Origin of the sequence: Paracoccus sediminis (assembly GCF_900188295.1) — a bacterium.
In the GTDB taxonomy this organism is placed as follows: domain Bacteria; phylum Pseudomonadota; class Alphaproteobacteria; order Rhodobacterales; family Rhodobacteraceae; genus Paracoccus; species Paracoccus sediminis.
This window is the reverse complement of the sequence record NZ_FZNM01000001.1, coordinates 322,102-342,775: the sequence shown is the minus strand read 5'-3', so window position 1 is coordinate 342,775 and position 20,674 is coordinate 322,102. Positions and strand designations below refer to the sequence as shown.

General features: G+C 68.0%; 17 protein-coding genes. 10 read left to right on the top strand and 7 right to left on the bottom strand.

What is annotated here, in order from left to right:
• Positions 1–72: 72 nt before the first annotated feature.
• The 3 genes from CHB77_RS01835 to CHB77_RS01825 all read left to right on the top strand — a co-directional run bounded on the left by CHB77_RS01835 (position 73) and on the right by CHB77_RS01825 (position 2,734).
• Positions 73–912 (top strand): AAA family ATPase, encoded by an 840-nt coding sequence (locus CHB77_RS01835; protein ID WP_089386461.1) that lies wholly within the window; start codon positions 73–75, stop codon positions 910–912.
• On the top strand, positions 909–1,352 hold the full coding sequence (locus CHB77_RS01830; protein WP_165456170.1) for a GNAT family N-acetyltransferase: 444 nt from the start codon (positions 909–911) through the stop codon (positions 1,350–1,352). Before CHB77_RS01835 ends, CHB77_RS01830 begins: the two co-directional genes overlap by 4 nt.
• Before the next feature lie 101 nt (positions 1,353–1,453).
• Complete coding sequence (locus tag CHB77_RS01825; RefSeq protein WP_089386460.1) at positions 1,454–2,734, top strand: O-acetylhomoserine aminocarboxypropyltransferase/cysteine synthase family protein; 1,281 nt, start codon at positions 1,454–1,456, stop codon at positions 2,732–2,734.
• Between the two features lie 37 nt (positions 2,735–2,771).
• Here CHB77_RS01825 and CHB77_RS01820 read toward each other — a convergent pair whose 3' ends face one another.
• Positions 2,772–3,908 carry an SIMPL domain-containing protein gene (locus tag CHB77_RS01820; RefSeq protein ID WP_165456171.1) on the bottom strand — a complete coding sequence of 379 codons (1,137 nt, stop codon included), beginning with the start codon at positions 3,906–3,908 and terminating at the stop codon, positions 2,772–2,774.
• Between the two features lie 191 nt (positions 3,909–4,099).
• On the opposite strand from CHB77_RS01820, the gene CHB77_RS01815 reads away from it, so the two are divergent.
• The gene (locus CHB77_RS01815) at positions 4,100–7,024 is read left to right on the top strand and encodes a hypothetical protein (protein WP_089386458.1); all 2,925 of its coding nucleotides are present in this window, start codon (positions 4,100–4,102) and stop codon (positions 7,022–7,024) included.
• A gap of 3 nt (positions 7,025–7,027) precedes the next feature.
• Here the strand turns inward: CHB77_RS01815 and CHB77_RS01810 are convergent, their stop codons facing one another.
• Complete coding sequence (locus CHB77_RS01810; protein WP_089386457.1) at positions 7,028–8,035, bottom strand: TraB/GumN family protein; 1,008 nt, start codon at positions 8,033–8,035, stop codon at positions 7,028–7,030.
• 196 nt (positions 8,036–8,231) lie between these two features.
• On the opposite strand from CHB77_RS01810, the gene CHB77_RS01805 reads away from it, so the two are divergent.
• From CHB77_RS01805 to CHB77_RS01795, 3 genes are all read left to right on the top strand, one after another.
• On the top strand, positions 8,232–8,519 hold the full coding sequence (locus tag CHB77_RS01805; protein WP_089386456.1) for a co-chaperone GroES: 288 nt from the start codon (positions 8,232–8,234) through the stop codon (positions 8,517–8,519).
• A 35-nt stretch (positions 8,520–8,554) separates the two neighbouring features.
• Positions 8,555–10,195: a chaperonin GroEL gene (gene groL / locus CHB77_RS01800; protein WP_089386455.1), complete on the top strand. Its 1,641-nt coding sequence runs from the start codon at positions 8,555–8,557 to the stop codon at positions 10,193–10,195.
• 155 nt (positions 10,196–10,350) lie between these two features.
• Positions 10,351–10,626 (top strand): hypothetical protein, encoded by a 276-nt coding sequence (locus tag CHB77_RS01795; protein ID WP_089386454.1) that lies wholly within the window; start codon positions 10,351–10,353, stop codon positions 10,624–10,626.
• Between the two features lie 9 nt (positions 10,627–10,635).
• Here the strand turns inward: CHB77_RS01795 and CHB77_RS01790 are convergent, their stop codons facing one another.
• The 5 genes from CHB77_RS01790 to CHB77_RS01770 all read right to left on the bottom strand — a co-directional run bounded on the left by CHB77_RS01790 (position 10,636) and on the right by CHB77_RS01770 (position 17,375).
• Positions 10,636–12,165 (bottom strand): Ppx/GppA family phosphatase, encoded by a 1,530-nt coding sequence (locus CHB77_RS01790; RefSeq protein WP_089386453.1) that lies wholly within the window; start codon positions 12,163–12,165, stop codon positions 10,636–10,638.
• Between the two features lie 56 nt (positions 12,166–12,221).
• On the bottom strand, positions 12,222–14,387 hold the full coding sequence (locus tag CHB77_RS01785; protein ID WP_089386452.1) for an RNA degradosome polyphosphate kinase: 2,166 nt from the start codon (positions 14,385–14,387) through the stop codon (positions 12,222–12,224).
• Between the two features lie 28 nt (positions 14,388–14,415).
• A complete protein-coding gene (locus CHB77_RS01780; protein WP_089386451.1) occupies positions 14,416–15,114 on the bottom strand; it encodes a P-loop NTPase family protein in 699 nt (232 codons plus the stop codon).
• Positions 15,115–15,118: 4 nt separating this feature from the next.
• On the bottom strand, positions 15,119–16,333 hold the full coding sequence (locus CHB77_RS01775; protein WP_089386450.1) for an AI-2E family transporter: 1,215 nt from the start codon (positions 16,331–16,333) through the stop codon (positions 15,119–15,121).
• 76 nt (positions 16,334–16,409) lie between these two features.
• Positions 16,410–17,375 carry a glycosyltransferase family 8 protein gene (locus CHB77_RS01770; protein ID WP_089386449.1) on the bottom strand — a complete coding sequence of 322 codons (966 nt, stop codon included), beginning with the start codon at positions 17,373–17,375 and terminating at the stop codon, positions 16,410–16,412.
• 117 nt (positions 17,376–17,492) lie between these two features.
• Here CHB77_RS01770 and proS point away from each other — a divergent pair, with 117 nt between their 5' ends.
• The 3 genes from proS to CHB77_RS01755 all read left to right on the top strand — a co-directional run bounded on the left by proS (position 17,493) and on the right by CHB77_RS01755 (position 20,641).
• On the top strand, positions 17,493–18,854 hold the full coding sequence (proS, locus tag CHB77_RS01765) for a proline--tRNA ligase (RefSeq protein ID WP_089386448.1): 1,362 nt from the start codon (positions 17,493–17,495) through the stop codon (positions 18,852–18,854).
• Positions 18,851–19,342 carry a DUF2937 family protein gene (locus CHB77_RS01760; protein WP_089386447.1) on the top strand — a complete coding sequence of 164 codons (492 nt, stop codon included), beginning with the start codon at positions 18,851–18,853 and terminating at the stop codon, positions 19,340–19,342. The genes proS and CHB77_RS01760 overlap by 4 nt, the downstream gene beginning before the upstream one ends.
• 114 nt (positions 19,343–19,456) lie before the next feature.
• Positions 19,457–20,641: an ABC transporter substrate-binding protein gene (locus CHB77_RS01755; RefSeq protein ID WP_089386446.1), complete on the top strand. Its 1,185-nt coding sequence runs from the start codon at positions 19,457–19,459 to the stop codon at positions 20,639–20,641.
• Positions 20,642–20,674: the final 33 nt, after the last annotated feature.

Sequence of the window (20,674 nt, the reverse complement as noted above, 5' to 3'; positions counted from 1 at the left end):
GACGACAGATTGAACACAAATGATCCTGTGCGTTGCCTTCAGCCAAGCGGTTCACCCGAAAGGAGAGTTTTCATGCAGTTCACCGGCACCGACCGATACGTCGCCCCGCCCGACCTGGCGATGGCGGTCAACGCCGCCGTGACGCTGGAGCGGCCGTTGCTGGTCAAGGGGGAACCGGGAACCGGCAAGACGGAACTGGCCCGGCAGATCGCCGCCAGCCTGGATCTGCCGATCATCGAATGGCACGTCAAATCAACGACCAAAGCGCAGAATGGCCTTTACGAATACGATGCCGTGTCCCGTCTGCGCGACAGCCAGCTGGGCGATGAGCGGGTTCATGACGTGTCGAACTATATCCGCAAGGGCAAGCTGTGGCAGGCGTTCGAGGCGCCGCGGAAGGTCGTCCTGCTGATCGACGAGATCGACAAGGCCGATATCGAGTTCCCGAACGACCTGTTGCAGGAACTGGACCGGATGGAATTTCACGTTTACGAGACAGGGGAAACGATCCGGGCCGCGCATCGCCCGGTGGTCGTCATCACGTCGAACAACGAAAAGGATCTGCCGGACGCCTTCCTGCGCCGCTGCTTCTTCCATTACATCCGCTTTCCCGATGCCGACACCCTGCGAGCCATCGTCGATGTCCATTATCCCGGCCTGAAACGCGGACTGCTGGATCAGGCCCTGCACCAGTTTTTCGATCTGCGCGACACGCCGGGGCTTAGGAAAAAGCCATCGACCAGCGAACTGCTGGACTGGCTGAAGCTGATCCTGGCCGAGGATCTGGCGCCCGAGGATCTGCACCGCGAACCGCACACCATGCTGCCCCGCCTGCACGGCGCCCTGTTGAAGAACGAACAGGACGTAGCCCTGTTCGAAAAGCTGGCCTTCATGGCACGGAGACAGCGATGATCGTCCGTCCCCTGGCCGCCCAGGACAGGGAACAGTGGCAGCATCTCTATGACGGCTATCACCGGTTCTACGATCGCCCCGACCTGCCGCAGGATTTCTTCGACGCGGTGTTCGACCGGCTTGCGGCGGACAGGCCGGATGATTTTCACGGTCTAGTGGCCGAGGAGGACGGCCGGTTGCTGGGCCTGACCCATTACGTCTTTCATCCGCACATGTGGTTTCCCGAAGGCGTCTGCTATCTGCAAGACCTGTTCACCGCGGACCAGGCACGAGGCCGGGGCGTGGCGCGCGCCCTGATCGAAGGGGTCTATGCCGCGGCCGATGCGGCGGGCCGTCCGCGCGTCTATTGGCTGACCCAGGAATTCAACTATGCGGGGCGGACGCTGTATGACCGGGTCGGCGTGCGCACGCCCTTCATCCGCTATAACCGGCCCCTGTAGAAGGGTCTGCGGCCAAGCCCCGCCATCAGGATTTCTTTGACGTTGCGAGGCTTAGCCCCGTCGGCCTAGACTTTGCGCCAAGACGGCCAAAGGGGGGCACGATGACACAGGGCTTTGACACGACCGCGATCCATGCCGGGACCGCGCCCGATCCCGCGACCGGCGCACGGCAGGTGCCGATCTATCAGACGACATCCTATGTCTTCAGGGACACCGACCACGCCGCCCGCCTGTTCGGGCTGCAAGAGGTCGGCTATATCTATTCCCGCCTGACCAATCCGACCGTCGGCGCGTTGCAGAACCGCGTCGCCGCGCTGGAAGGCGGCGCGGGCGCGGTCTGCTGTTCGTCGGGCCATGCCGCGCAGATCATGGCGCTGTTTCCGCTGATGGCGCCGGGGCGCAACATCGTCGCCTCGACCCGGTTGTACGGTGGCACGGTCACGCAGTTCAGCCACACGATCCGGCGGTTCGGCTGGTCGGCCAAGTTCGTCGATTTCGACGACCTGGACGCCCTGGCTGCCGCCATCGACGGCGACACCCGCGCGGTGTTCTGCGAATCGATCAGCAATCCGGGCGGCTATGTCACCGACATCCCGGCGGTGGCCGGGATCACGGACGCCGCAGGCATCCCGCTGATCGTGGACAACACGCTGGCCACCCCGTATCTGTGCAAGCCCCTTGGGATGGGGGCAACCCTGGTCGTCCACAGCCTGACGAAATACATGACCGGCAACGGCACGGTGACGGGCGGCGCCGTGGTGGACAGCGGTGCCTTTGACTGGTCGGCGTCCGGCAAGTTTCCCAGCCTGTCTGACCCCGAACCCGCCTATCACGGGCTGAAATTCCACGAAACCTTCGGCCCGGCGGCCTTTACCTTCCATTCCATCGCCATCGGGCTGCGCGACCTGGGCATGACCATGAACCCGCAGGGCGCCCATTACACGCTGATGGGGATCGAGACATTGGGCCTGCGCATGGCCCGCCATGTCGAAAACGCGCAGACCGTCGCGGACTGGCTGGAAAACGATCCGCGCGTGACCGCCGTGACCTATGCCGGGCTGGCATCCTCGCCCTGGAACGCGACGGCGCAGCGGCTGTATCCCAAGGGCGCGGGGGCGCTGTTCACGTTTTCGGTCAAGGGCGGCTATGACGCGGCGGTCAAGCTGGTGGGCGCGTTGAAGCTGTTCAGCCATGTGGCGAACCTGGGCGATGCGCGGTCGCTGGTCATCCATTCGGCATCGACCACGCACCGGCAATTGACCGAGGCACAGCAGCGCGCCGCCGGGGCGGCCCCCGACCTGCTGCGCCTGTCCATCGGGATCGAGGATCCGGCCGATCTGATCGCCGACCTGGATCAGGCCCTGGCGGCGGCGGTCGCCTGAGGCAGGGGGCCTGACGGCCCCCCGTCCGATCGCCCGTTCAGTTCGACGGGGCCTGCCCGGCAGGCGGCGCCGCCGGGGCATCCCCCCCTGCCGGGTCATCGCCCAGGGGCACCACGGGTTCGTCGGGTTCGGGGGCGCCGGTATCGGTGCCCAGCGGCGGCGGCAGATCGCCCGGCGCGGTGGCTGCCGGGTCGCTGTCGGATGCAGGCGGGGACGAAGGGGACGCGGGTTCCCCCTCGAGGGAGGGGGCTTCCATGCCCGGAACGGGCGGATGGCCGGGCGGCAACTGGGCGCCGCCGCCCGTCGGATCGGGCGCGCCGTGATGCGGCATCGGGGCCGGGGCGCCGTTGTCCGGCATCGCCGGAGCGCCTTGTTCCATGCGGCCATGGTCGCCGCCATGGCGGCCCTTGCCGCCCATCGGGCCACAATCCTGGCCGGTCAGGGCAAATTGCATTTCAACCATGGCGGTCATCGCCACCTCGCCTGCGGCAATGGGGACGCCCGCCGAATCCGACGCCGCGCGCGCTTCCATCATCATCGGGCGCGGACCCTCCGGGGCGGGGGAATCGCGCAGCACCAGAACCGGACCCAGCGTCAGATCCGCCGCCTCGGCCAGAACCTCGGCCTTGCGCCGGGCATCCGCGACGGCTTCGCGGCGGGCCTCGTCTTCGGTGGCGGCGCTGTCGTCGCGGGTGAAGCTGATGCCGTTGATCTCGTTCGCGCCGGCCGCGACGATGGCATCCAGCACCTCGCCCAGGCGGGGCACGTCGGCGACCCGGACCGTCACCATGTTGCTGGCCTGATAGCCGGTCACGGTCGGCGCCCGGCCTTCGCCGTAATCCATCACCGGATTGAGGCTCAGCCCCGAGGTCTGCACGTCGGCCTGCTCGATCCCGGCGTCGCGCAGCGCGGCGATCACGGCGGTCTGGCGTTCAGCGTTCCGGGCCATCGCCTCGGCCGCACTGGCGGCCTGGGTCGTCACCCCCAACTGGATCGAGGCCATGTCGGGTGCGACCCGTGCCTCGCCCTGGCCCGTCACCGTCAGGCGCGACATGCCGGGGCGGCACATGGATTGGCCGCCCTTTCCGTGCATCGCCATCGCCGGTGCGCCCAGCGCCAGAACGGTCGATGCGGCAAGGGCGGCCCGTGTCAGCCCGCGCGAAATCTGGATCATGGTGCCGTCCTTTTTGCGAAAATTCCCGTTTCGCATCTAACACCGCCACCACGGGCAAGGTTCAACGCAAATCCGTTCACGGCTGCGCCAGTTTGTCTTTCCCCGTCCCGCAATTTCCGGTAGATCTGGCGCAATCCCACCAAGTCGCGGACCCACAACACGCGATCGTAATCCGAGCAGTGATCCAACCCATGAACAGACATATCGCACCGCCCGAATTCGCCATGAGCTTCACGTCCGAGGCGGTTCTTCTGGAACATCGCGACGGGCACGGCTGGCGTCCGCTGGGACAGGCCCCGTTCGCCGGCCGAGAGATGACCGCCCGCCTTGCCGCCCTGCGCGACGGGGCGGGCGTGGTGCCGGGCGCCCTGGACACGGTTCTGGTGATTCCCGACGACCAGGTTCTGTATACCGTCCTGACCGTGCCGGTGGGGTCCGACACACCCACCGCCATCGCCCGCGCGCTGGAGTCGATGACGCCTTACGCGGCCGACGAACTGGCCTTCGACTGGTGCCCGTCCGAAAACGGCGACATTGAAACCCTGCGCGTCGCCGCCGTCGCCCGCCGCACGCTGGAGGAGGCCGAGGATTTTGCCCGTGCCCAGGGGTTCCGCCCGTCGGGCTTCGTCTCGCGCCCCGATGACGGCCGTTTCGACGGCCAGCCGGATTTCGGGCAAAGCCGTCTGGCCGACGACCGTTTCACCCGCCAACCCTTCAGCGAACCGGACCTGACCCAGGCCCGCGTGACCGATCCGGTCCTGTCCGACCCGATCGCCCCGGCGGCGCCCGCCCCGCAGGGGGCGGCCCCTGTCGTGTCCCGCATCGTGCCGCATGTGATCCTGCCCCATGCCGATCCGCAACCTGAGGTAGAATCGCCCGTGGAACATGCGGGGCCCGCCTTGGCTGCGGCGCCCGTCGCGGCCCCCGTTACGGCCCCCGTCGCGGCCCCTGCTCCGGGCGTGATCCGGCATGGCGATTCCAAAGCCCCGGCCGCCCCCCGGCCGATGCCGCCGCGCGCCCAGGCCGTGCACGACCGCGCCCGCGCGGCCCGCGCGGGCCGTGATGCCGCAGCCGACGGCAAAGCGCCCGTCCCGGCCTTGCTGGCCCGGCTGCGGCAACTTGATCCGGGCCGCCTGCCGATGATGATGGGGTTGCTGGTCCTGGGCCTGCTGGTAGTGCTGGCTTTCTTTGGTGCCCGCCCCTCGGACGAGGCCGTGACCCCGGCCCAGGTCGCGGCGACCGTGCCCACCCCCCAGCCAGTGGAAATCCTGTCCGCCCCGGCCCCCGCGACCAATGCCGCCGCAACCCCGCCCGCCGCCTCGGCAGGAACCGTTGCCCCGCCGGCGGTGGCGGAACCGGCGGCCGAAACGGCGACCATCGGTGCGCAACAACCGGCCGCGCCTGCCTCGCCCGGTCCGGCGGCGACACCCCGGCCGATGGAAACGGGTGACGCGACCCCGTCTGTCCCGTCTCGGACGCCTGATGCCGTTGCCGAGGCCGCTGCCGATCCTGCGGGCGCCCTGCCCGCGCCCGCTCCCGCCGCAGCCGCCGCCGCGCAGGGCGACGATCCGCTGGGCCAGGCGCTGAATGCCCCACCGCCCGCAACTGCAACCGCAGCCGCGCAGGCGCCGACCCGTGCCGCCACGATGGGGAACGGTCTGTCCGACGCATCGCGGGCGGCTGTGGCCGAGCCTGCCGAAACCCCTGCGCCGGCCGCCCCGCCGGCCGCCCAGGTCGCCGCGCCGGCGGCGTCCCCGGCGGCAACCGCCGCGGCGCGGTCGCTGGCCACGTCGGCCCGTCCGCCGCGCGTGGCACCCGTCCGGGCGGCCGCCCCGGTCCGCACCGATGCACGCCCGGCAGTCCCGGCCAATCCCCCGCCCTATCGGGAACGCGCACAGGCCGAGCAAACGGTTCCTTCGGTGCGGCGGCCCGCGGAACGGCCCGCCTCGATCACACGGGCGGCCCGTCCGGCGGCGGCGTCGGTTCCCGCCGTCAGGCCCGCCGTATCCTCGGCGCGGCCCCCGTCGCGTCCCGACCGGCAAAGCCGGATCGAAGAAGGCAGCCGCCGCGAGGAGGACCAGCCGACCCGCCTGACGGCGACGGAAGCGCGCGATCTGACCAAGCTGCTGCGCGATCTGCGTACGGCCCAGGCAGGGGCCACGGGGCTGAGCGATGCGGAACGCGGTGCGGTGATCCGCCTTGCCGAGGCGCGTCCGATCCGCAAGCCGGTGGCGATCGCCGCCCCCTCGCAGCGCGCGGTCCGGGACGCGGTGGCCGCGGCCGTGGCGGACGCGCCGCGCGGCCCCGCGCCATCGGCCGCGGGGCTTGGCCGATCGGCCCGGCCCGCCGCCCGTCCCGGCAGATCGCAGACAGCCGCCCGAGGCGACCCTGGCCCCGGCAATGCCAGCCTGTCGCGCGGCGCCATCGAGCAGGCCGTTGCGGCAGCCGTTTCAGAACCGTCCTTTCCATCCGGCGCCGTCGCTTTGACGGCGCTTCGTTCATCTGCGGTCCCGCCACGCCGCGCGGCGGGCGCCGGAGCCGCCGCGGTGGCCGCCGCCGTCGCCGCCGCCCCGCTGGCGCCCACGCCCGACGATCTGCGCGCCGCGGCCCAGGCCCAGTCCGAGGCAGCCGCCCTGACGGAACAGCGCCGCCTGGATGCCGAATTGCAGGCCCAGGCGGAAGCCCGCACCCGTGCCCGCGCCGCCGCCGACGCCCAAGCCGAGGCACAGGCCCGCGCCGCCGCCGAAGCCCGCGCCCGCGCCCAGGCCGAGGCCGAGGCCCGCGCCGCCGCATCCCGCCAGCAGCGCTATGCCCCGCCCGAGGCCGAGGACGAACCCGACGTCGTGGCCAGCATTCCCGACGGGCGCACGCCCACCACCGCCGGAACTGCGGCGACCGTCAAGGACGGCATCCAGATCAACCGCACCCAGATCATCGGCACCATCGGTGCGGGCAAGGCCAGCCGCGCCCTGGTGCGCCTGTCGAACGGGCGGGTGCTGACTCTGCGGCTGGGCGACCGGATCAACGGCGGCACGATCACCGACATCGGCGACAGCCGCATCACCTTTGTCAAAAGCGGGCAGCAGCAGGCGCTGTCGGTGCTGGGCGGCCGGTAAGGATCAGCCGTCCAGCCGTTCGATGGACCAGCCGTCCTTTTCCAGCAGACGCAGAACGCCCCCGTCGCCGGGCAGGTGCAGCGCGCCAAACCCCGCGACGATCCCCCTGCCCTGCCGGGCCGCATCCGTCGCGGCCTGCGTCAGCGGCGCGATCCAGGCCCGGTTGCGCCCGTCCATCAGCCGTGCCTTCGCCAGATCCATCTGCGCATCGACCTGACCGCGCGACAGCCCCGAATTGCGATAGGCATCGAACCGGCCGAATTCCCAGATCGCCCAGATGTCGCCCGCGAAATAGGCGTCGGTCAGCGTGACGGCATAATCGTCGGCATAAGCGGCGGCGGGCAGCGCCGCGCGGATCATCCCGATCTCCTGCTGCGGGGTGAGGCCGCGAAACAGGGAAAAGACGGTGTCCCAGGGTTCAAGCGCCCGGACGGGAACATCCAGATCCACGGCTCGGTCGACAAGGCGGCGGTCCAGCCCCTGCGCGCCGTCGCGGGCCATCTGCCGCATCATGCAGGGGCTGATCCCCAGCATCATCGCCACATACCAGGGCCGCAGCGTCGAGGTGACGACGGCAGGCGTGCCGCGGTCCGCCATCGCGGCCGACAGCAGCGCCCAGTCCCGGCCGCTCAGCCGTTCGGGCAAAGTCGGCCCGGTCGGATCGGCCATCAACGCGGGATCGGCCGCCAGGGCTTCGGAGAGTTTCCGTTCCTCGACCGGGCCTGCCTCGACAAGAACCGTGGCCGCCTGGGCGATCAGGGGTTCCAGCCGCGCCATCATCGCATCATGGCGCGGATCGCCAAAATGATAGGTGCCGACCAGCGTGATCGACCGATCGCCCCGGCTGGCGCGCCACAGCAGCCCCTTGTGAAAGGGAACATCGGCCACCGCGGCGTCGATCTCGGACCGCTGGGCGGGAGTCATGGCATCGAACAGATTGGTGCCCACGCATTCGGACGCGGTCGCGGCAGCGCCCCACAGCGTCAGAAATCCTGCCAGAAGGACACGCATTTTCCAGTCTCCCGCACTCTGCCGCCGAAAGGCTGGCACAGCCCCGCCCTGTTGGCCACCCGCGGCCGGGACAAATTTTTGCGACAGCCCGCCGTTGACAGACCCCCACCCCATGCCCTAGATCACCGCCATTGGCACTCACTTGCCCCGAGTGCCAACACCGCAACACTGCAACCTGAAACACGGAGTGTTCACCATGGCATTCACCCCTTTGCATGACCGCGTTCTGGTCCGCCGCGTCCAGTCGGACGAAAAGACCAAGGGCGGCCTGATTATCCCCGACAGCGCCAAGGAAAAGCCCGCCGAGGGCGAGGTCATCTCGACCGGCGAAGGCGCGCGCAAGGATTCGGGCGAACTGATCGCCCCCTCGGTCAAGGCGGGCGACCGCGTGCTGTTCGGCAAGTGGTCGGGCACCGAAGTCACGATCGACGGCGAGGAGCTGCTGATCATGAAGGAAAGCGACATCCTGGGCGTCATCGCCTGATCGCATTCTTTCAATCATAAATTCAGGAGATTCAAATGGCTGCGAAAGAAGTCAAGTTCAACACGGACGCCCGCGACCGGATGCTGAAAGGCGTCAACATCCTGGCCGATGCCGTGAAGGTGACGCTGGGTCCGAAAGGCCGCAACGTCGTCATCGACAAATCCTTTGGCGCCCCGCGCATCACCAAGGACGGTGTGACCGTCGCCAAGGAAATCGAACTGTCCGACAAGTTCGAGAACATGGGCGCGCAGATGGTCCGCGAAGTGGCCTCGCGCACCAATGACGAGGCCGGCGACGGCACCACCACCGCCACGGTCCTGGCCCAGGCCATCGTCAAGGAAGGCATGAAGGCGGTCGCCGCCGGCATGAACCCGATGGATCTGAAGCGCGGCATCGACCTTGCGACCCTGAAGGTCGTGGAAGCCATCAAGGCCGCCTCGCGTCCCGTGACCGACAGCGACGAAGTCGCCCAGGTCGGCACGATTTCGGCGAACGGCGAGGCCAATATCGGCCGCTTCATCGCCGACGCGATGCAGAAGGTCGGCAACGAGGGCGTCATCACCGTCGAAGAAAACAAGGGGATGGAGACCGAGGTCGAAGTCGTCGAGGGGATGCAGTTCGACCGCGGCTATCTGTCGCCCTATTTCGTGACCAACCCCGACAAGATGATCGCCGATCTGGAAGACGTCTACATCCTGCTGCACGAAAAGAAGCTGTCCTCGCTGCAACCGATGGTTCCGCTGCTGGAAGCCGTGATCCAGTCGGGCAAGCCGCTGGTCATCGTTGCCGAGGATGTGGAAGGCGAGGCCCTGGCCACGCTGGTCGTGAACAAGCTGCGCGGCGGCCTGAAGATCGCGGCCGTCAAGGCGCCGGGTTTTGGCGACCGGCGCAAGGCCATGTTGCAGGACATCGCGATCCTGACCGGCGGCCAGGTCATCAGCGAAGATCTGGGCATGAAGCTGGAAAACGTCGGCATCGACATGCTGGGCCGCGCGAAAAAGGTCACGATCAACAAGGACAACACCACCATCGTCGATGGTTCGGGTGAGAAGTCCGAGATCGAGGCCCGCGTCAGCCAGATCCGTCAGCAGATCGAGGAAACCACCTCGGACTATGACAAGGAAAAGCTGCAGGAGCGTGTGGCCAAGCTGGCGGGCGGCGTTGCCGTCATCCGCGTCGGCGGCATGACCGAAGTCGAAGTGAAAGAGCGCAAGGACCGCGTGGACGACGCGCTGAACGCGACCCGTGCGGCCGTGCAGGAAGGCGTGGTCGTCGGCGGCGGCGTGGCCCTGGTTCAGGGCGGCAAGGCCCTGGAAGGCCTGACGGCCGCCAACAGCGACCAGGAAGCGGGCATCGCCATCGTGCGCCGCGCGCTCGAGGCTCCGATGCGCCAGATCGCCGAAAATGCCGGCGTCGACGGCGCCGTGGTTGCCGGCAAGGTGCGCGAATCCGACGACAAGACCTTTGGCTTCAACGCGCAGACCGAAGAATATGGCGACATGTTCCGGTTCGGCGTGATCGACCCGGCCAAGGTCGTGCGCACCGCGCTGGAGGACGCAGCCTCGGTCGCCGGTCTGCTGATTACCACCGAAGCCATGATCGCCGAAAAGCCCGAGCCGAAGGGCCAGGGCGGCGGCGGCATGCCCGACATGGGCGGCATGGGCGGGATGATGTAATCATCCCTGTCCCTGCGGCAGAAAGGGCGTCCCTCGGGGCGCCCTTTTTCGTTGCCCGACCGCATTGCGGTCCGGGACGGTCTGCGAAGCCCTGCTAACCTTGCCTTGACGATTGCCTGCTATCCAGACCGGCAGCAGGGTCGCAGGGGAAATCAATGATTCGTGTCGTCGCGGTCCTGTTCTGGGTCATCGCCGGGCTGAACGGGTCCGCGCAGGCTTGCACCCCGAACGCGAGCAGCACCTTTTGCGCCGATGGCTGGGTGGCGCAACCCCTGGGCCGGGTCCAGCCGGACGACGATCCCGGCGCCTCGGCACCGGACGAGGACTGGACCGGCGATGGCGGCGGGCAGGAATCGGGCTTTGCGGGCGACGACATCTATGTCGAAGGCGCCGTCACGATCGGCGCCGCCCCCGAGGAGGAGCCGCTGTAGCCGCGGCGGTCAGCCGCTGACGACGCCGTCCACGCCCAAGGCCCCGCACAGGGATTTGAAACGCGCCGCGGCAACCTCGCCCATCAGCTTGCGGCCGGTGGGTGTCAGGTCCAGCAGCAACTGCCCGCCGTCCAGGGTCAGCCTGCCCGCATCGGCCGGATCGTCCAGGGCCAGCATCGCGCCAAAGCGCATCGCCTTGCCCAGGATTTCGGCATCGCCGATCTGATCGTCCGTCAGCAGCTTGAACAGGGGCGCCATGGGCGACCCGGCGCGGCTGTTCTTGTAGCGGTGCAGCAGCGCCAGGCCCAGGAACACCCGTTCGGGGTGGGAGAGCGCGGCCATGTTGGCGCGGGTCACGTTGTCGAAACAGGCCTCGGCCCGATAGTCGGGGTGGGCGCGCCAGCTTGTGTCGTGCAACAGGCAGGCGGCGCGGATCAGGCGGTCGCGTTCGGGGGGCACGTCCCCGAACACGGGTTGCAGGAACTGATACAGCTTCTTGCCCGACCCCGGCATCCGGGCCATCTGGCGTTCCGTGAACCGCGCGGCCTCGATCAGCGGGTCGCGCTTGCGCAGGCCTTCGGACATCTGTTCGTACAGCAGCCCTTCTCGGATGCCATAGCTGGACACGGCCAGTTCCGAGGGCGCAAAGGTTTCCACCAGTTGCGACAGGACCTGAGAAGCCAGCGGCACCAGTTCCATGCGCGAGGAGGAAATATCGACGCGGCCCCGCAGGTCGTTCAGGTCGCTGTCGCCGATCCAGGACACCGTGTCGGCCACGGCCTGCGGCGTCATACGGTATTCGTGCAAAACCGTCATGGGATAGGACACGCGCTCCATGTCCAGCCGGGCGATGGCGCGCCAGCTGCCGCCGACCAGATAGATGCGTTCGTGGTCCGTACCCATCACGCGGGCCAGATCGCCCATGGTCTTCTTGATGTACTTGCGCAGTCCATCCTTGCCGCCGGACACCTGCTGCAACCGGAACGGTCCCAGTTGCGATGACACGCGCCGGCCGATCTGGCCGTCCGCGACCTCGGCCAGTTCCATCGAGTTGCCGCCGATGTCGCAGACCAGGCCCCTGGCGTCGGGCCAGCCCAGCAGCACGCCTTGCGCGGACAGCCGGGCCTCCTCCTCTCCGTCGATGACCCACATCTTCATGCCGATCTCGCGTTCGACGCGGGCCTGGAACGCGGGGCCGTCCTCGGCCTCGCGCACGGCGGCGGTGGCCACGCAGGTCAGGGGTTCGATGTCCATGCCGCGGGCCAAGGCCGCAAAGCGTTGCAGGGCGGCAAACCCGCGCTCGACCCCCTCGGGGTTCAGGCGGCCGGTCTGGGCCATCTTGGCGCCCAGCCCGGCCATGACCTTTTCGTTGTAGAAATAGGCGGGCGAGCGTGCCGCGCCGTCAAACACCACCAGCCGGATCGAGTTCGAGCCGACATCGACCACGCCCACGCGCGACAGGGCGCGCTTTGGCAGTTTTTCGAACATCTTGCCGAAAGGTTCGACCTTCTGGCCGGTGGTCGTCCGCAAGCCGTTCATCGCCGCCACTCCTGCCTTTCGCATCGCGCCGTTAATGACCCGGCCCGGCCGGGGCGTCAATCGTTCGAATGGGTGAGCGCCGGAACGTCCCCGGCCCCCGCCGTGCCCCGCCCCGACAGCGACGGGTGGTCCATGAAGAAGCGGTGACAGTTGAACAGGTCGTCGCGTCCTTCGGGCAGATAGCGCACGAACCGGCCATCGGGTTGCAACAGCCAGCTTTGCGCCTCGTCGGCCATGTTGGCGGCCATGATCTGGCTGACGATCTGGGCCTTGACGGTGTCGTTCACGCATTCGACCAGGGTTTCGACGCGGCGGTTCAGGTTGCGGTCCATCCAGTCGGCCGAGCTGATGAAGACCCGCGCGCGCTTCGACGGCAATCCGTGGCCGTTGCCGAAACAGACGATGCGCGAATGTTCCAGATACCGCCCGACGATGGATTTCACGCGGATGTTGTCCGACAGCCCCCGGATGCCGGGCCGGATCCCGCAGATGCCGCGCACGACAAGGCTGATCTTCACGCCTGCCGCGCTGGCCGCGTACAGCGCGTCGATCACGTCCTTTTCGATCAGGGAATTCAGCTTGGCCCAGATCGCGGCGGGGCGGCCCTGTCGGGCCAGTTCGGCCTCGCGCGCGATCAGGGACAGCAGCCGGTCCTTGAGGTCGATGGGCGAGATCGAGATGTTTTCCAGCCCCGCCGGCTGCACATAGCCCGATAGATAGTTGAAGATCTTGGTAGCGTCGCGGCCAAGCGCCGGATCGCAGGTGAACAGCGACAGATCCGTATAGATGCGCGCGGTGATCGGATGATAGTTGCCGGTCCCGTAATGGGTATAGGTGACAAGGTTGTCGCCTTCGCGCCGCACCACCGTGCTGATCTTGGCGTGCGTCTTGTAGTTCACGAAGCCGTAAACGACATGCGCCCCCGCCCGCTCCAGGCGGCGGGACTGGCGGATGTTCGCGGCCTCGTCGAAGCGGGCCTTGAGTTCGACCAGGGCCGTGACCGACTTGCCGGATTCGGCGGCCTCGCACAGGGCATCGACGATGGGGCTGTCGCGGCTGGTGCGGTACAGCGTCTGCTTGATCGCCAGCACGTCGGGGTCGCGCGCGGCCTGGGCCAGAAAGCGCACCACCATGTCAAAGGTTTCATAGGGGTGGTGCAGCAGCATGTCCTTTTGCCGCATGGCTGCGAACAAATCGCCGTCGTGGTCCTGCACGCGTTCGGGCACGCGGGGGGTAAAGGCCGGCCACAGCAGGTCGCGGCGCTTGTCCAGCACCAGTTCGGACAGATCCGCCACCCCCAGCAGCCCTTCGACCTCGATCACCTCGTCGGGGCTGACCTCAAGCTCGTCCATGATGAGGCGGCGCAAACGGTCCGGCGCCCCGCGCGTGATCTTCAGCCGGATCACGCTGCCCCTGCGGCGGCGTTTCAGGGCGGTCTCGAATTCGCGGACCAGATCCTCGGCTTCCTCCTCGACCTCCAGGTCGCTGTCGCGCAGCACGCGGAACGCGCAATGGCCCACGTCGCGATAGCCGGGGAACAGGCTGGACAGGTGCATCAGCAACAAATCCTCCAGCCGCAGGAACCGTTCGCCCCCCGGCAGGGGGATGAAGCGGGTCAGTTGCGCGGGGATGGGCAGCAGCGCCTGCATCTGCTGGCCGTCCCGTTCGCGCGCCAGTTCCAGCGCCAGCGAGAAACCGGCGTTGGGGATGAAGGGGAACGGATGGGCCGGGTCGATGGCCAGGGGCGACAGGACCGGAAACACCTTGCGTTCGAAATGGTCGTGCAGGAACTCCTCCTCGGCCCGCGTCAGGCGCGACCGGGACAGGATGACGATGCCCGCCTCCTCCATCTCGCGGCGGATGCGGTTCCAGACGCCCTGCTGCGCGCCCATCAGGCGGCGGGCGTCGGAATTGATGATCGCCAGCTGTTCGGCGGGCGTCAGGCCGTCGTCGGACGGTGTGGCGTTCCCCTCGCGCACCAGTTCGCGCAGGCCCGCGACGCGGACGGTATAGAATTCGTCCAGGTTGGTGGCGCTGATCGACACGAAGCGCAACCGTTCCAGCAAAGGCACGCGCGGGTTGCGCGCCTCGTCCAGGACGCGCCAGTTGAAGGACAGCCAGCTTATTTCCCGGTTGAAGAACCGCGCGCCGTTCTGGGGAACGCCGCCGGGCAGGTCCTGCGGCTCGGGGAACGGGGTTCGAAGGAAATCTGCTTGCGTCATGGTCCTGGCCTTGGGGATGGCGGGTATATCATGGATCAGGCTCCGACAGGCCGTCCAGCAGTTCGGCGGCGATGCGGCGCGTGATCGGGCGCTTGTCGGCCATGGCCGCGCGGTCCATCGCGGCGACCAGCCGGCGGGCCAGCCCCAGGTCGCGGGGCATGTGCAGCACCAGCCAGTCGATCAGGTCGGCGGGCACGGCCTGCTGGCGGTCGGCGAACAGCTTGACCAGAACGGCGGCCAGCAGGGATTCGTCGGGCGGCCCCAGCCGGACCTGCGGCATCGCGTCCATGCGCGACCGCAGGTCGGGCAGCACAAGGCCCCAGTCGCGCGGCGGCGTGCGCGCGGTCAGCATCAGCAGGCAGTCGCGCGGCGGGCACAGGTTCCACAGGTGGAACAGCGCCTGTTCGGCCCCCGCCGCCCGGCCCGCGCGGTCCGCGTCCTCGATTACAAGGGCGCCGCCTTCGGTGGCAAGCCCGTCGGCGGCATCCGGGCGCAGGGCGGCGGCCTTCAACCGCCGGGCGCCGTTTTCCGCCGCCCAGAAGGCCGCCAGATGCGATTTGCCCGCGCCTTCCGGCCCGATCAGCAGCATCCGCCCCTGCGGCCAGTCCTGCGGCGCATCCAGGGCGGCAAGGGCGGCGCGGTTCGCCGGGGCGGGCAGGAAATCGCCGCGCGAATGGGCCGGGGCGGTTGTCAGATCCAGCGTCAACTGGCGGGATGTCGTGGCCATCGGTCTATTGGGCTTCGGGATGCCTGCGGGCGATTTCCTCGCGCATCATCGCGATCTGGTCCAGGGCGCGGTTCTGGTCGGCGCGGATGCGCGCCTCGCGGATGGAATTGGCGACGGTGCCCGGGGGCACGATCTCGACCAGCATGGGCTGGCCGGGATCGGGGGGCAGCGCCTGGCCGGTGAACAGCGCGCTGTCCTGATACCGCTGCGTCAGGAAACGGCCGACCACGCCCAGCGCGGCGGCCAGCGGCACCGCCATGACCATGCCGACGAAACCGAACAGCATCCCGAAGACCGACAAGGCCAGCAGCAGCCAGACCGGATGCAGGCCGACATGGTGGCCGACGATCTTGGGTTGCAGGTAATTCCCCTCGACCACCTGGCCAATGGCAAAGATCGCGACGACCAGCCCGATCCACAGCGGATCGCCCCAGAAACTGAACAGCGCGACCCCGATGGCCGTGGCCCCGCCGATCAGCACGCCCACATAGGGGATGAACGACAGCAGCGCCGCCATCACGCCGATGAAGAACCCGAAGGGCAGGCCCACGATCATCAGCCCGATGGCGTACCATGTCCCCAGGATCAGCATGACCAGCCCCTGCCCCCGGACAAAGCCCGACAAAGCCTCGTCGATCTCGCGCGCGATGCGGCGCAGGGTGGGGGCGTGTTCGCGCGGCAGCAGCGTGTCCACCCGTTCGACCAGATGGTCCCAGTCCAGCAGCAGATAGAAGGCCACCACCGGCACGATGACCAGGATCGCGATGGCGCTGATGATGCCGCCCACCGACGACAGCACGCGCGAGGCCAGGGTGCCCATCTGTTCGCCCATGCTTGCGCCCAGGTCGGTCAGGGCCGTGCCGATGTCGCCGTCGGCGGGCAGCAGTTCGGGAAAGCGGTTGGACAGGAACAGGCGGCCCTGTTCCAGCATGGCGGGCGCGGTCTCGATCAGCGAGGTCGCCTGCCGCAGCATCACCGGCACGACCAGCAGCACGACCCCGACAAAGACCAGCACGGCGGCCACGGTAATCACCACCACCGACATGACGCGACTGCAACCCGCGCGTTCCAGCCGGTCGGCCACCGGATCCAGCAGATAGGCCACGCCCGCCCCCAGGATGAACGGCAGGATCGCATTGCCCAGCAGCCACATCGCCAGCAACAGCGTCACCGCCGCGATGCCCCACCACATCAACTGCTTGTGTATCGGTATGCGCATCCTGCCTCCGGGGGGTTTGATTTCTGTCTGACCCGTCGCAGGACGACTTGCAAGAACCCATGACGACCGGGCGGGATCAGCGCGGATCAAGCAGCGTGTATTCGTCGGCGAAGCGGCCAAGGTAATCCAGCATCGGCGCCGAGGCCCGCCACTGGCGCAGCAGGCTGCGTCCCAGGTGGCGCCGTCCCGGCCAGTGGCGGATTCCGGGGCGGCCTGGCCGCGCGGCCGCCGGGAAATGGTCGGCCAGAAACGCGCCATAGGGCATTCGCCACCGCATCGGCACGATTCCTTCGGACCGGTCCAGCCACGGTTTTACCGGGCCGATGAAATGGACCAGGCAGGGATCGGCCATCGCGGCAAGATGGCTGGACGCCCAGGTGAACTGCCAGTTCCACAACGGGCTGATCTCGGCCCAGTCGCCGTGCAGGGTTCCGTTCAGCAATGCCTGGTCTCGGCCAAGGCCCTTCAGGTGCCGGCGGGCAAAGGCGGCGCAGCGGGCGGGTAGATCCTGCGCGACCCAGCTGTCGGGGTCGTACATGACCACGCCGGAATTGAAATAGGGCGCCGCAGCCCAGCCCAGCCGGCGAAAATCGGGCACCCGCTTGGCCGGACTGCGCCATTGGCGGTTGTCCCGCACCGCCGCCACCGCATGTCCGCCCATGCCGGCCGCCATCAGCCGCGCCGGATCGCCCCGTTCGAACAGGATGTCCGCGTCCAGAACCAGTATCCGGCGATAGATGCCGCCCAGGGCCGATGCCAGGAACACCCCCATATAGGCCGCCAGGCTGCGCCGGTCGTCCAGCGGCAGGACGGATTCGATCAGCGGCATCCGGGCCGCGACATGACCGATGCCCGCCCCGCGCAGGACATGGGGCAGATCCAGCGGGTCGGGCGATCCGATCAGCACGTCGCAGGCGGGCGCGCCGTCGGCCAGTTGCCGCGCCACGACGGCGGCATAGGGCAGATAGGCCGCATCGCAGGCGACGATCACGGCGCAATCATGCTGCGGGAACCAGCCAGGCAGGAAAACGGGCGCGGACATCAGGATCCCCCTTTTCGCGCACAGCCTAAACGCCGGGGGAATGGCCGTCCATCAGCCATCTTGCCCCGGCCGCCCGCTTTGCCCTACACGAAGCGGCAAACGAAGGAAGGTATCCTCATGCGTCTGTCGCGCTATTTCCTGCCCGTCCTCAAGGAAGACCCGAAAGAGGCGCAGATCGTCAGCCACCGGCTGATGCTGCGCGCGGGCATGATAAAGCAGCAGGCCGCGGGCATCTATTCCTGGCTGCCGCTGGGATACAAGGTGCTGAAACGCATCGAGCGGATCGTCCACGAGGAACAGGGCCGCGCGGGCCACATCCCCCTGCTGATGCCGACGCTGCAACCGGCGGACCTGTGGCGCGAGTCGGGCCGCTATGACGATTACGGCGAGGAGATGCTGCGCGTCCGGGACCGCCACAAGCGCGACCTGCTGTACGGTCCCACGAACGAGGAGATGATAACCGACATCTTCCGCAGCCATGTGAACAGCTACAAGGATCTGCCCCTGACGCTGTACCACGTCCAGTGGAAGTTCCGCGACGAGATCCGCCCCCGTTTCGGCGTGATGCGCGGGCGTGAGTTCCTGATGAAGGACGGCTACAACTTCGACCTGACGCGGGACGCGGCGCTGCACGCCTATAACCGGCATCTGGTCAGCTATCTGCGGACCTATGAACGGATGGGCTTGCAGGCCATCCCGATGCGCGCGGACGGCGGGCCGATCGGCGGCGATTACACGCATGAATTCCTGGTGCTGGCGGACACCGGCGAATCCGAGGTGTTCTATGACAGCCAGATCACCGACCTGACCTTCGGCGATCGGCAGATCGATTATGACAGCGTCGAACAATGCCAGGCCGTGCTGGAGGAGTTCACCAGCCGCTATGCCCGCACCGACGAGACCCATGACGAGGCGGTCTTCGCCCAGGTGCCGGAAGAACGCCGCCGCACCGCGCGGGGGATCGAGGTCGGCCAGATCTTCTATTTCGGCACCAAGTATTCCGAGGCCATGGGCGCCACCGTCGTCGGTCCCGACGGCGCCCGCGTGCCGGTCGAAATGGGCAGCCACGGCATCGGCGTGTCCCGCCTGCTGGGCGCCATCATCGAGGCCAGCCACGACGACCGCGGCATCATCTGGCCCGAGGGCGTGACCCCGTTCCACGTGGGCATCGTCAACCTGAAACAGGGCGACAATTCCACCGACAGCGCCTGCGACGCGATCTATGCGGAATTGCAGGCGCGCGGCATGGACCCGCTGTACGACGACCGCGACGACCGGGCGGGGGCGAAATTTGCCACCATGGATCTGATCGGCCTGCCCTGGCGGATCACCGTCGGGCCGCGCGGGCTGGCGGCGAACAAAGTCGAACTGACCAGCCGCCGCACCGGCGAAACCGAGGAGATGTCGCCCAAGGACGCCATCGCCCGGCTGGAACAGATCTATGCGCCCGTGCTGGGCCTGACGGTGCAGGACAAATGATCGGGATGCTGCGGCTGGCGGTGGCGGTGTGCTTTGCTGCCGCCTTGTCGCAATTCCCGGCCTTTTCGGACCAGTATGTCCAGCGGCTGGGCGGACAGGTCGATGCGCTGGCCCGCATGGCCGCCGAATTTGACGCCAGCGCCGAGGGTGCGGGCCTGACGCGGGATCAGGCCCTGGACGACCTGTCCGGCAGCGCCTTCCGCGATGCACACCAGTCCAACATGCGCGACGTTTTCATTCGCCTGGACCGGGCGCGCGCGGATTTGCAGATGCTGCGCATCGCAGGGCCGCTGGAACGGATGCTGCTGCCGCATCGGCTGCGCGACACGGAAACCCTGGCCGCGACCTGGGGCGATTTTCGCCCTGCCGTGCCCGTGACGGTTGCGGGCCTGTGGGCGGCCGGCATCGGGCTGGTCCTGGGATGGTTGCTGACAACCCTGCCCGGCCTGTTCCTGGGGCGCCGCCGGGATCGCCTGGGCTGGCGCTGACCCCGCGTCACCCGCCCGAAAAGGCAGGGTTTTCCCGCAATATCCTGCTTTTCTTTTGCAAAAGGCGCTTCTAACCTGTCGCGCAGGACATTGTTCCAACGGGGAGACAATCACATGAAAAAGCTTCTTCTGGCCACCGCCGCCGGGGCGTTGCTGGCCGGTGCCGCCAGCGCCGAAGAAATCAAGATGGGCATGTCGCTGGGCTTTACCGGCCCGCTGGAATCCATGGCGCCGGGCATGGCCTCGGGCGCCGAACTGGCCATGAAGGAGGTCAGCGATTCCGGCCTGCTGCTGGACGGTTCGACCGTTGTTCCCGTCCAGGGGGATTCCACCTGCATCGACGCCGCGGCGGCCACCGCCACCGTGGAACGCCTGATTACCGCCGAAGGGGTCAAGGGAATCGTCGGCGGCATGTGTTCGGGCGAGGCGATCGCGTCCTTGCAGAACGTCGCCGTGCCCAACGGCGTGGTGATGATCTCGCCCTCGGCCACGTCGCCCGCGCTGTCCACCATCGAGGATCAGGGCCTGTTCTTCCGCACCTCGCCGTCGGACGCCCGCCAGGGCGAGGTGATGGCCGAGATCATGATGGAAAAGGGCATCCAGAACGCCGCCATCACCTATACCAACAACGATTACGGCAAGGGCCTAGCGGACGCCTTTGCCGCGTCCTTCACCGAAAAGGGCGGCACCGTGACCGTCAATTCCGCCCATGACGACGGCAAGGCCGACTATTCGGCCGAGGTCGCGGCCCTGGCGGCGGCGGGCGGCGATGCGCTGGTGGTCGTGGGCTATGTGGACCAGGGCGGTTCGGGCGTGGTGCGCGCGGCGCTGGACACCGGCGCCTTCGAAACCTTCGTGTTCCCCGACGGCATGGTGGGCCAGGCCCTGGTCGACAATTTTGGCGACGAGATCAGCGGCAGTTTCGGCCAGAACCCCGCGGCCGAGGGCGAGGGCCGCGAAAAGTTCCTGGCGATGGCCGAAGAAGCCGGCTTCGACGGCTCCAGCGCCTATTCCGCCGAGGCCTATGACGCGGCCGCGCTGATGCTGCTGTCCATGGCCGCCGCCAAGTCCAGCGATCCCAACGTCTGGAAGAACAACGTCATGGATGTCGCCAACGAGCCGGGCGAAAAGATCCTGCCGGGTGAACTGGCCAAGGGGCTGGAGATCCTGAACGGCGGCGGCGACATCGACTATGTCGGCGCCTCCTCCATCGAGATGGTGGGCGCGGGCGAAACCGCAGGCGTCTATCGCGAGGTGTCCTTCGACAACGGCGAAATGACCGTCGTCGGCTATCGCTGAGACACGGGACATGATACGGCCCGGCAGCCTGTG

Bases quoted from the DNA above. Each gene is read 5' to 3' on its own strand.
- CHB77_RS01755 (WP_089386446.1), top strand. From the start codon at position 19,457: ATGAAAAAGCTTCTTCTGGCCACCGCCGCCGGGGCGTTGCTGGCCGGT.
- CHB77_RS01795 (WP_089386454.1), top strand. From the start codon at position 10,351: ATGATTCGTGTCGTCGCGGTCCTGTTCTGGGTCATCGCCGGGCTGAAC.
- CHB77_RS01810 (WP_089386457.1), bottom strand. From the start codon at position 8,035: ATGCGTGTCCTTCTGGCAGGATTTCTGACGCTGTGGGGCGCTGCCGCG.
- CHB77_RS01830 (WP_165456170.1), top strand. From the start codon at position 909: ATGATCGTCCGTCCCCTGGCCGCCCAGGACAGGGAACAGTGGCAGCAT.
- CHB77_RS01805 (WP_089386456.1), top strand. From the start codon at position 8,232: ATGGCATTCACCCCTTTGCATGACCGCGTTCTGGTCCGCCGCGTCCAG.
- CHB77_RS01790 (WP_089386453.1), bottom strand. From the start codon at position 12,165: ATGAACGGCTTGCGGACGACCACCGGCCAGAAGGTCGAACCTTTCGGC.
- CHB77_RS01775 (WP_089386450.1), bottom strand. From the start codon at position 16,333: ATGCGCATACCGATACACAAGCAGTTGATGTGGTGGGGCATCGCGGCG.
- CHB77_RS01780 (WP_089386451.1), bottom strand. From the start codon at position 15,114: ATGGCCACGACATCCCGCCAGTTGACGCTGGATCTGACAACCGCCCCG.
- CHB77_RS01770 (WP_089386449.1), bottom strand. From the start codon at position 17,375: ATGTCCGCGCCCGTTTTCCTGCCTGGCTGGTTCCCGCAGCATGATTGC.
- CHB77_RS01815 (WP_089386458.1), top strand. From the start codon at position 4,100: ATGAACAGACATATCGCACCGCCCGAATTCGCCATGAGCTTCACGTCC.
- proS (WP_089386448.1), top strand. From the start codon at position 17,493: ATGCGTCTGTCGCGCTATTTCCTGCCCGTCCTCAAGGAAGACCCGAAA.
- CHB77_RS01785 (WP_089386452.1), bottom strand. From the start codon at position 14,387: ATGACGCAAGCAGATTTCCTTCGAACCCCGTTCCCCGAGCCGCAGGAC.
- CHB77_RS01825 (WP_089386460.1), top strand. From the start codon at position 1,454: ATGACACAGGGCTTTGACACGACCGCGATCCATGCCGGGACCGCGCCC.
- CHB77_RS01760 (WP_089386447.1), top strand. From the start codon at position 18,851: ATGATCGGGATGCTGCGGCTGGCGGTGGCGGTGTGCTTTGCTGCCGCC.
- groL (WP_089386455.1), top strand. From the start codon at position 8,555: ATGGCTGCGAAAGAAGTCAAGTTCAACACGGACGCCCGCGACCGGATG.
- CHB77_RS01835 (WP_089386461.1), top strand. From the start codon at position 73: ATGCAGTTCACCGGCACCGACCGATACGTCGCCCCGCCCGACCTGGCG.
- CHB77_RS01820 (WP_165456171.1), bottom strand. From the start codon at position 3,908: ATGATCCAGATTTCGCGCGGGCTGACACGGGCCGCCCTTGCCGCATCG.